The sequence below is a fragment of the Bradyrhizobium erythrophlei genome (genome assembly GCF_042430365.1).
GTDB classification, from domain to species: domain Bacteria; phylum Pseudomonadota; class Alphaproteobacteria; order Rhizobiales; family Xanthobacteraceae; genus Bradyrhizobium; species Bradyrhizobium erythrophlei.
Genome location: NZ_JBHMET010000073.1, coordinates 16,921 through 26,696, shown reverse-complemented (window position 1 = coordinate 26,696; position 9,776 = coordinate 16,921). Strand labels below are relative to the sequence as shown.

Here is a 9,776-nt window from a genome sequence, read left to right as displayed (position 1 = left end):
AAAAAATTGAATCAGCAAATTCTCGCTACGGCGAGAGGTTTTTCAGCAGACTGCTAGTCGCGCTTGAAGCGATAGTCGAAGCGGTCGCCGTCCGCCTTGATCAGCCCGACGGTCGGGGTCGGAAAATGGACCGGCAGGACCAGCGTATCGGTCTCGGCGACGGAGGCAAAGAATCGTCGCCGCGAGATCGCCGATTGCTTGGGGTCCCAGTCCGGCTTGGCCGACCAGTCCGGCTCGCGGCACTGGATCACGTGGTGCATCAGGTCGCCGGCGACCACCGCGCGTTGCCCTTTCGAGAAGATGTTGACGCAGCAATGGCAGGGTGAATGGCCGGGCGTCAGCGTGACCGTGTCGTCGAGCGCATAATCGTCGTCAACCAAAAGCGCCTGCCCGGCCGCGACGATCGGCAGGCAATTGTCGCGGAACACGGTGCCCGGCGGATTGGCGCCCCTGGCATTCTCGGCCTTCCAGGCCGCGTATTCCCGCTTGTGGAAGACGTATTTCGCGTTCGGGAAGGTCGGCACCCAGCGCCCGTCGCGCAGCGTCGTATTCCAGCCGGTGTGGTCGATATGCAGATGGGTGCAGAACACGTAATCGATCTGCTCGAAGGAGATGCCGAGCGCGAACAACTCGTTGCGCCAGCGCTCCTTCCCCGGGAAGTCGAACGGCGGCGGGTGGCCCTTGCCCTCGCCGGTGCAGGTGTCGACCAGGATGGTGTAGCGCGGGGTGCGAACCACGAAGGTCTGATAGGTGATCATCATCAGCCCGCGCGCGGCGTCGAACACCTCGGGCTCCATGGTCCGCAGATGATGTTTGAACACCGCATCGTCATAGGCCGGGAAGAAGTCCTGCGGCCGCCGCCACGGTCCCTCGCGCTCGATCACGGCATCGATCGTGATATCGCCGATCCTGATCTGCTTCATGGCCGTTTCGCTCCCGTTTTTCGCAGAGCGTAACGGCCAGCACAGAGCCCCACAAGGCGGCCACGTCGCGGCGAGGCATGCGCCTTTGCATTGCTTGCGCGTCGGCGCCGATGGCGCAACGCGCGAGGCCGCGCGGACCACGGCAAATCGCCGCGGTCGATATGCCGACGAGAAAGCCGCCGCAAATCGACCAGAAACGCCGCGTAGCCCAGCGATCTGGAAATGGGAATTGAGTCGTCTTGGGCAGGAAACTGAAATACGCGGCAATGGTGATCGCCGCCGTCGCCGCCGGCATCTACCTCAACAACAGCAACCTTCTGGCCACGCACGACGGCGGCAAAGCCGTCCTGCTCGCCCATCGCGGCATGGCGCAGCGCTTTGTCGAGCACGATCTGAAAAACGACACCTGCACCGCCGCGCGCATGCTGCCGCCGACGCATGACTACCTCGAGAACACGATTCCCTCGATGCGGGCGAGTTTTGCGGCCGGCGCCGATATCGTCGAGCTCGACGTCCACCCGACAACCGACGGCGAGTTCGCGGTGTTTCACGATTGGACCGTCGATTGCCGCACCGACGGCCAAGGTGTCACCCGCGAGCAACCGATGGCGCGGCTGAAGATGCTCGACATCGGCTACGGCTACACCGCCGATGGCGGCAAGACCTATCCGTTCCGCGGCAAGGGCATCGGCCTGATGCCGTCTCTTGCCGAGGTGCTGGGCGCCTTTCCGGACCGGCGCCTCCTCATCAACGTCAAAAGCCGCGATCCGGCCGAAGGCGAGCAGCTTGCGGCGGTCCTCAACAGATTGTCCGCGGAGCGCCGCAAGCTGCTCATGGTCTATGGCGGCGACGAACCGATCGCGGTAGTCCGGCAGCGCTCGCCCGACATCAGGACCATCTCGCGTGCGACGGTGAAGAGGTGTCTCGTCGGCTATCTCGCCTATGGCTGGACCGGCATCGTGCCGTCGGCCTGCGGCAACGCGATCGTGCTGGTGCCGGTCAATTATTCGCCGTGGCTCTGGGGCTGGCCGGATCGCTTCCTCAACCGCATGACCGCGGTCAACAGCGCGGTCTTCGTGCTCGGCCCCTATCACGGCGGCGAGTTCTCGACCGGGATCGACGACGCCGAGATCTTCAAGCGCCTGCCGGACAATTATTCCGGCGGCATCTGGACCAACGAGATCGAGACGATCGCCCGCCTGACTGGCCGGTGAGAATTCCCTTTGTAGCCCGGATGTAGCGAAGCGAAATCCGGGGTAGTCTGTCTGCATGGTGCGCTATCGACGCAATTTCATGCCGGGCGGCACGTTCTTCTTCACGGTTACATTGGAGGACCGGACGGCGTCGCTACTTGTTGAGCATGTTGCACAGTTGCGCGATGCATTTCGCGCAACGCGCGGCAAGAAGCCGTTTACCGTGGATGCCATCGTGATCCTGCCAGATCACCTGCATACCGTGATGTCGCTGCCACACGGCGATGCCGATTTCTCGGATCGATGGCGGCAGATCAAGAGCCACTTTACGCGCGCGCTCGTCACCGCCGGAGTCCCGCTCTCAGCCAATCACCGCGGCGAATATCCCCTTTGGCAGAGGCGCTTTTGGGAGCACACGATCCGCAACGAGCGAGATTTCGAGCGTTGCGTCGACTACATCCACCACAATCCCGTAAAACATCACCTGGTCTCGTCGCCGACGGACTGGCCTCTCTCATAGCTCCATCGATACATACGCTACGGGATATTGCCGCCCGATTGGGGTGGGAGTGGAGCGACGGATAACGGTGATTTCGGCGAGCCTGAGGAGTGACCCCGGATTTCGCTGCGCTTCTTCCGGGCTACGGGATTCGTCACCCCATCGATACCGTCTGAAAGGATATTGCCGCCGGATTGGGGTGGCAGCGGCGCGGCTGATCACGGCGATTTCGGCGAGCGGGAGGAGTGACCCCGGATTTCGCTGCGCTGCATCCGGGCTACGGAGTTACGACCGCAATCCCGGTGCCTCCTGCCCGGTGCGCGCGACATATTCGGTGTAGCCGCCGCCATATTGGTGGATGCCGTCCGGCGTAAGCTCCAGCACGCGGTTGGAGAGCGCGGCAAGGAAATGCCGGTCGTGGGAGACGAACAGCATCGTCCCTTCGAATTCCGAGAGCGCGCCGATCAGCATCTCCTTGGTGGCGAGGTCGAGGTGGTTGGTCGGCTCGTCCAGCACCAGGAAGTTCGGCGGATCGAACAGCATTTTCGCCATCACCAGGCGCGCCTTCTCTCCGCCCGACAGCACCCGGCACTTCTTCTCGACATCGTCGCCGGAAAAGCCGAAGCAGCCGGCGAGCGCGCGCAGAGAGCCCTGGCCGGCCTGCGGAAATGCATCCTCCAGCGACTGGAACACGGTGCGCTCACCATCCAGCAGATCCATCGCATGCTGGGCGAAATAGCCCATCTTGACGCTGCCACCGACCGCTACCGTGCCGTCATCGGGCTCGGCCGAGCCCGCGACCAGCTTCAACAGCGTCGACTTGCCGGCGCCGTTGATGCCCATCACGCACCAGCGCTCCCTGCGGCGGATCATGAAGTCGAGCCCGTCATAGATGCGCTTGCTGCCGTAGCCCTTGTACACATTCTTCAGGCTGACGACGTCTTCGCCCGAGCGCGGCGCGGGCTGGAACTCGAATGCCACGGTCTGGCGCCGTCGCGGCGGCTCGACGCGCTCGATCTTGTCGAGCTTCTTGACCCGGCTCTGCACCTGTGCAGCGTGGGACGCGCGCGCCTTGAAGCGCTCGATGAACTTGATCTCCTTGGCGAGCATCGCCTGCTGACGCTCGAACTGCGCCTGCTGCTGCTTGTCGGCGAGCGCGCGCTGCTGCTCGTAGAACTCGTAATTGCCGGAATAGGAGGTGAGCTGGCCGCCGTCGATCTCGACCACCTTGTTGATGATGCGATTGATGAACTCGCGGTCATGCGAGGTCATCAACAGCGCGCCTTCATAACCTTTGAGGAACTGTTCGAGCCAGATCAGGCTTTCGAGGTCGAGATGGTTGCTCGGCTCGTCCAGCAGCATCACGTCGGGCCGCATCAAGAGGATGCGGGCGAGCGCCACGCGCATCTTCCAGCCGCCGGAGAGTTTTCCGACATCGCCGTCCATCATCTCCTGGCTGAAGCCAAGGCCTGAGAGTGCCTCGCGCGCGCGGCCGTCGAGCGCATAGCCGTCGAGCTCCTCGAAGCGGTGCTGCACCTCGCCATAGCGCGCGATGATGTCGTCCATCTCACTGGCTTTGTCAGGGTCGGCCATCGCGGCCTCGAGCTCCCGGAGCTCGGCTGCGACCTCGCTGACGGGGCCTGCGCCGTCCATCACCTCGGCAACCGCGCTGCGGCCGGACATCTCGCCGACATCCTGGCTGAAATAGCCGATCGAGATGCCGCGATCGAGCGAGACCTGCCCCTCATCGGGGATTTCCTGGCCCGAGATCATCCGGAACAGGGTGGTCTTGCCGGCGCCGTTCGGCCCGACGAGGCCGATTTTCTCGCCCTTCTGGAGCGCTGCGGAGGCTTCGATGAAGAGGATCTGGTGGCCGGCTTGCTTGGAGACGTTATCGAGGCGGATCATGGGAAAGGCTGGGAGAAACGGGAGTTGCGGCCTCTTAGTCGATCCGGGGCGCCAGCGGAAGCCCGTTCCATGCGTTCCGCGCCATGCCGCCGCGCATGCCGCAATATTGCCATCCGAAGTGGGCCGGGAATACTGCCCTCCTCGGTTCCTGGGGCATCACATGCAAGCCTGGTTTCTCTATCTGCTCGCGCTCGGCGCGGGCGTCAGCGTGTCCGTTCAGCAGGTCCTGAACGGCAATCTGCGGTCGGCGTTGAATTCGCCAGCCTGGGCCGGGCTCGTCAGCTATATCGGGGGGCTTTTGACAATGGCGGTCGTGCTGGTGGCGCTGCGTGAGCCGTTCCCGTCGTGGAAGCTGGTCTCGGCTACACCCTGGTGGGCCTGGAGCGGCGGCATCCTCGGCGGCGTTTTCATCCTGCTGATGATCCTGCTGTTGCCCTCGCTTGGCGCGGAAACGCTCTTGGCGCTGGTGGTTGCCGGTCAGATGCTCGCCGGTGTCGCCATGGACCATTTCGGCCTGTTCGGGCTGGCGCCGCACCATGTGTCAGTTTCACGACTGCTTGGCGTGGCCCTCGTCATCGGCGGTGTGCTCCTGATCAAGGAGTGAGACCGTCGCCGCGGCCGCGTCGCGCGCGCCTCGCTTCGCTGTGGACACCTGCCGATTCGTCGCTTAGCTGTAGGCGCCTCGCCCTCCTCGTGCTGCGTCATGCGGGCGCAACCACCCTGTGCAATTTGCGTCAAATGCTCGCGCATCCGCTAACGCCACGGAGATGCGCGCCTGGCTCTGATCAAGAGGCTTCGAGGAGCACGACATGACCACCCGTTTCCGCCTTGCCGTTGCCGTCGCGCTGCTGCTGGCGAGCGGCAATGCCGCGCCGGCCCAGTCCCTGCCCGACTACATGGCGCGGATCACGGGCAAGACGGCGTCCACGCCCGCCGACGTCGCCACCAAGGACGTGCTCGCGCTCAACACCGGCATGTTCGAGCTCTACGGCGACGCCGCGAAGATTTTTCAGAAGAACATCCTCGACAAGCACCCGGTCATCCTCGGCCTGTTTTCCGGCGCCGGCGGTCGGCTGATCCTGTATCGACCGGGCGTGCCGCCGACCGAGGCGCCGCAGGTGCCGATCGTCTATCAACTGCTCAAATCGGTCGGCCACAGCACGATGGCGCTGGCCGAGGTCGTCGGCCCCTATGTCGACAATCCCGACGACAAGTCGTGGCGCGGCGCGATGCTGGCCTATCGCAGCCGCATGCAATCGGCGCTCGATGGCCTTGACACCACGCCGATGCAGGCGGATTGGCGCGACAACAACCGCACCATCCTGAAGAACAATATCGCCTTCATGGATGAGTGCATCTCCGCCGGCGTCATCCCCTTCGCCAGGCTCGATGCGTTCGGCAAGCGGCAGGCGCCCTATCTGGCGAAAAACGTCGCCTGGGCGGCGCAGACCCAGGTCGCGCACTGGATGACTGTCCTCGCCGACTGGAAGGCCCAGCTCGGCCCGAGCTGGGACAAGGCCTATGCCGCCAGCAACACGATCTATGTGGCGCGGCAGAACAACGTGATCTTCAGCGTGCTTGCGCAGTTCTTCGGGCCCGAGGCCATCAACAGCCGCCTGTTGCTGATCGAGACGGTCTCCTTCACCACGACGCCGGCAGACATGCTGGAATCGCTGACCCGGATCATCGCCGACCGCTCGGTCGGCTCGCTGTTCTTCAGCAATTATCATCTGATGGACTACGAACTGATGGGCGGCGACGCGCGTGCGGCGATCATCGCGGAAACCACCAAGCGCGGCATGACGCCGTTCCTGCCGCCGCTGGTGCCGTTCGGCTCCAAGCAATGGCCGACGCTGGTGACGCCGGGCCCGGGACCGGCAACGATCGCCGACCTCAAGTGAACGGCGATGCGCGGTTGAGGGCTCGATGAGGGATCACGCCATGCGGCCTTCGCGACGCGAGTTCGTGAAATGGTTGTCGGCAACAGGCATCTCGGTCAGCCTGTCGCATCTCGCCGCGGCGAAGGAGCCCGCCTTCGCGACCCGCGAGACGCTACCCGGGCGCGGCAATTTCAATCCCGCGATCGGCGGCGCCGGCCGCGTCGATGGGGTGGCAAAAGTCACCGGCGCAAAACTCTATGCGTCCGACTTCCGCGCTGCCGACCTGCCGGGCTGGCCGGCGACGACGTCGCACGCGATCCTGGTTCGCGCCACCGACGCCACGCATGTCTACACGGGAATGGACCTCAGCCGCCTCGGCGGCGCGCTGAAACCCTCTGTTGTCGTGACCGCCGACGAACTCGACCGGATCGGCACGCGGGTGCCCGAGTTCTACGCCGGCGATCTGTTTTGCCCGGTCGGCAAGACGCCGCTCTATCTCGGGCAGCCGGTCGCGCTCCTGATCTTCGAGCAGTTCGATGCCTTCGACCAGGCCCGGCTCGCGCTACGCGACGGCACTTTCGTCAGGTTCGGCGATGAGACTGGCCCGGTCGTGATGCCGAATTACGGTGCCTACCGCTTCACCCGCGTCGCGGGGGCGACGCCTGATGCGCCTGATGTCTACTCGCCAATCCTTGCAGGCTGGGTTTCGCCCAGCCGGATCCAGAACGCGGCACTGCCGGTGTGGCTGCCGCTCGCCAAGGAGACCAAGGCTGATTACGCCAAGGCCGCGACCCATGGCGAGCAGATCCGCGCCGAACTCGCGAAAGATGACCCGACGCTGCTGGTGCTTGACCGCGAATTCGAGACCCAGTCGGTCGACCCGATGTTTCTCGAACCCGAGAGCGGGCTTGCCTGGTACAACGACAAGGGCGGCAATCTCGAGCTCGTGCTCGGTGTCCAGTCGCCCTACGAGGCGACCGAGTCGATCGCATTCCTGCTCGGCAAAGCGCGGCCGCCGTTCAAGCCGTCGCACATCAACGCGCAGTTCGCCCACGTCGGCGGCGGCTTCGGCGGCCGCGACCATACGCCCTTCGTGCTCTATGTCGCGCTGGCCGCGATGTTCTTTCCCGGACGTCCGGTGCGGCTGGCGCATGATCGCTACCAGCAGTTCCAGGGCGGCATCAAACGCCATCCGATCAAGATGCGCTCGCGTATCGGCATCGATCGCGCGTCCGGCAAGATCAAGGCCTTTGCCGCCGACCATGTGCTCGATGGCGGTGGCCTTGCCAATTTCTCCGCCAATGTCGCGACCGTCGCTGCGACCGCGGCGATCGGCATCTATGACGTTCCGAAGGTCGACGTCACCACCGTGGCGCTGCATTCGCGCGGTGTCACCGCGGGTTCGATGCGCGGCTACGGCACGTTGCAGACGATGACCGCGCTCGAGGTGCTGATCGACGAGGCGGCGGGCGAGCTCAAGCTCGACCCGATCGAATTCCGGCGCCGGAACGCCCTGATGCAGAACGGCCGGACCATGACCGGCAATCCCTACATCGTGTCGGTGCGAACGCCTGACATCCTCGACAAGCTCGAAAAGCATCCGATCTGGCAGCAACGCGCCCAGCTCAAGCAGAACGCGGCGGGGCTATTGGTCGGCACCGGCCTCGCCTGCGTCACCAAGGATTACGGCTCGGGCGCGGACTGCTCGCTCGGCCGCGTCGAGATCGATCCCGACGGACGGATCGCGATCTATTGCGATCATGTCGAGATGGGCAACGGCATCGGCACAGCGCTTGCCAACCGCGTCGCGGGCCATCTCGGCGCCATCGCCGACGAGGTCGCGGTCTCGCGCGTCGACAGCTACGACGCGCTTGGGCTCGTCACCTCGGGCGATCCGTATACGATGGATCAGAAGACCCAGGACGCGGCCGAGAAGAATCCGCGCTGGGTCCCCGCGATCAGCTCGCCGACCAGCGCCTCGATCGGCGCGCATGTCGGCACGCATTCGTCCGCCGAGGCCGCGCGCGTCATCTTCCGCTTCGGCCTGTGGCCCGCTGCGCTCGAGCTGTGGCGCATCGCCAAGGCCGATCCGCGCGCGCGACAATGGACTGACGCGCGCTGGCAGGATGGACGGCTCGTGCTCGGCGATCTCGCGCCGTTGCCCTTGCCGCAGCTTGCCGCAATGGCCCATGCGCGCGGCTTGGTCACCGGCGCGGTGGCGCACAGCTTCTCGCGCTGGGCGTGGTCGCGGGCACGGTTTCCCCTGTTCGGCGAGCAGTACCGCGCCGAGATCGACGCGCTCGCGATCCGCAAGGGCGGTGGCAGATTCGAGCGGATCGACCGGGTCAGCGTGAAATTCCCGCCGACCGACAACAACCGGATCGGCACCGCCTACACCTCGATGTGCGGCACCCTGGTCCGCGTCGAGATCGAGCGCGCAACCGGGAGCTTGCGCATCGCCAAGGCCTACAGCGTGTTCGAATGCGGCCAGGCGCTGGTACCCGAAGTCGTGCGGGGCCAGGCGCATGGCGGCTTCGCCATGGGCATCGGCTATGCGCTCCTCGAATCCCTGCCGCCGTTCGAAGGCGGTCCGGGCAACGGCCAGTGGAATCTCGGCCAGTATTTGATCGCGCGTGGGTCTGACCTGCCGCTGCACGATCTCGAGATCGAGATGCTGCCGCCCTTGACGCCGGACGAGCCGCCCAAGGGCATGGCCGAGGTCGTGATGATCCCGATCGTGCCGGCGCTGCTGAACGCCATCTACGACGCCACCGGCCTGCGCTTCCGCGCCTTGCCGGTGACGTCAAGCTTGCTCAAGGGAGCGCTCGCGTGACGACGCTTAGCCTCACCATCAACGGCCACAAGCACGGACCGGTCGAGGTGCGTGACGACCTCTCGATGAACGACTTCCTGCGCGAGATGCTCGGCATGACCGGCACCAAATTCGGCTGTGGGGCCGCGCAGTGCCTGAGCTGTGCGATCATCGTCGATAACGCCGATGGCACGAGCTACACCAGCCCGACCTGCGTGGTGCCGGCGGCGAGCTTCGACGGCAAGACGATCCGCACCGTCGAGGGCCATGCCAAGGACGGCGAGCTCTCCGCCTTGCAAAAGGCCTTCATCGCGCATTTCGCGTTTCAGTGCGGCTACTGCACCGCCGGCTTCCTCAACGAGAGCCAGGTCCTGCTCGAGCGGCTGGCGCGGACGCCGGTCGCGCGCGGCGATCTCGACAAGACCATTGCGGACGCGCTCGACGGCCATCTCTGCCGCTGCACCGGCTACATCAAGTACCACGAGGCCGTGCGCGACGTGATCCTCGCCGATTCCACACGCTATCTGATCGCCAACAAATGAGCGCGCAGGGACACGGCAC

7 protein-coding genes and 1 pseudogene are annotated in these 9,776 nt (G+C 65.0%); 6 read left to right on the top strand and 2 right to left on the bottom strand.

From position 1 onward, the window contains the following. Positions 1-53: 53 nt before the first annotated feature. Positions 54-923 (bottom strand): MBL fold metallo-hydrolase, encoded by an 870-nt coding sequence (locus ACFFWD_RS13630; RefSeq protein ID WP_376965821.1) that lies wholly within the window; start codon positions 921-923, stop codon positions 54-56. 239 nt (positions 924-1,162) lie between these two features. Here ACFFWD_RS13630 and ACFFWD_RS13625 point away from each other — a divergent pair, with 239 nt between their 5' ends. Both ACFFWD_RS13625 and ACFFWD_RS13620 read left to right on the top strand, forming a co-directional pair. Then, positions 1,163-2,137, top strand: coding sequence for a glycerophosphodiester phosphodiesterase family protein (locus tag ACFFWD_RS13625; protein WP_376965819.1), 975 nt, complete (start codon positions 1,163-1,165; stop codon positions 2,135-2,137). A 55-nt stretch (positions 2,138-2,192) separates the two neighbouring features. Next, positions 2,193-2,729, top strand: a pseudogene (locus ACFFWD_RS13620) (REP-associated tyrosine transposase). A 171-nt stretch (positions 2,730-2,900) separates the two neighbouring features. Here the strand turns inward: ACFFWD_RS13620 and ACFFWD_RS13615 are convergent. Beyond that, entirely contained in the window at positions 2,901-4,523 is a 1,623-nt protein-coding gene (locus tag ACFFWD_RS13615) for an ABC-F family ATP-binding cassette domain-containing protein (protein WP_376965817.1), read from the bottom strand. Between the two features lie 160 nt (positions 4,524-4,683). On the opposite strand from ACFFWD_RS13615, the gene ACFFWD_RS13610 reads away from it, so the two are divergent. From ACFFWD_RS13610 to ACFFWD_RS13595, 4 genes are all read left to right on the top strand, one after another. Further along, positions 4,684-5,127: a DMT family transporter gene (locus tag ACFFWD_RS13610; RefSeq protein ID WP_376965815.1), complete on the top strand. Its 444-nt coding sequence runs from the start codon at positions 4,684-4,686 to the stop codon at positions 5,125-5,127. Between the two features lie 205 nt (positions 5,128-5,332). Next, positions 5,333-6,424 (top strand): hypothetical protein, encoded by a 1,092-nt coding sequence (locus ACFFWD_RS13605; RefSeq protein ID WP_376965813.1) that lies wholly within the window; start codon positions 5,333-5,335, stop codon positions 6,422-6,424. A gap of 40 nt (positions 6,425-6,464) precedes the next feature. Further along, positions 6,465-9,236 (top strand): xanthine dehydrogenase family protein molybdopterin-binding subunit, encoded by a 2,772-nt coding sequence (locus ACFFWD_RS13600; RefSeq protein WP_376965811.1) that lies wholly within the window; start codon positions 6,465-6,467, stop codon positions 9,234-9,236. Next, complete coding sequence (locus ACFFWD_RS13595) at positions 9,233-9,757, top strand: (2Fe-2S)-binding protein (protein ID WP_376965809.1); 525 nt, start codon at positions 9,233-9,235, stop codon at positions 9,755-9,757. Before ACFFWD_RS13600 ends, ACFFWD_RS13595 begins: the two co-directional genes overlap by 4 nt. Positions 9,758-9,776: the final 19 nt, after the last annotated feature.